Origin of the sequence: Streptomyces sp. URMC 126 (genome assembly GCF_051386555.1) — a bacterium.
GTDB lineage: Bacteria > Actinomycetota > Actinomycetes > Streptomycetales > Streptomycetaceae > Streptomyces.
This window is the reverse complement of sequence record NZ_JBPQTX010000926.1, coordinates 1-266: the sequence shown is the minus strand read 5'-3', so window position 1 is coordinate 266 and position 266 is coordinate 1. Positions and strand designations below refer to the sequence as shown.

Annotated in this window: 1 protein-coding gene; it reads left to right on the top strand. The window is 42.9% G+C overall.

The window, feature by feature from the left end; genetic code table 11:
• Nucleotides 1-29: 29 nt before the first annotated feature.
• Nucleotides 30-266, top strand: a 237-nt coding sequence (locus tag ACSNOK_RS34515) for a ribosomal-processing cysteine protease Prp (RefSeq protein ID WP_436784666.1), incomplete at its 3' end; no start/stop codon positions are given.

Sequence of the window (266 nt, the reverse complement as noted above, 5' to 3'; positions counted from 1 at the left end):
CAATCAACGCTTAATTTTAAGGAGAACACATGATACAAGCAGTCTTTGAGAGAGCCGAAGATGGCGAGCTGAGGAGTGCGGAAATTACTGGACACGCCGAGAGTGGCGAATACGGCTTTGATGTCGTGTGTGCATCGGTTTCTACGCTTGCCATTAACTTTATCAATTCTATTGAGAAATTTGCAGGCTATGAACCAATCCTAGAATTAAACGAAGATGAAGGTGGCTATCTGATGGTTGAAATTCCAAAAGATCTTCCTTCACAC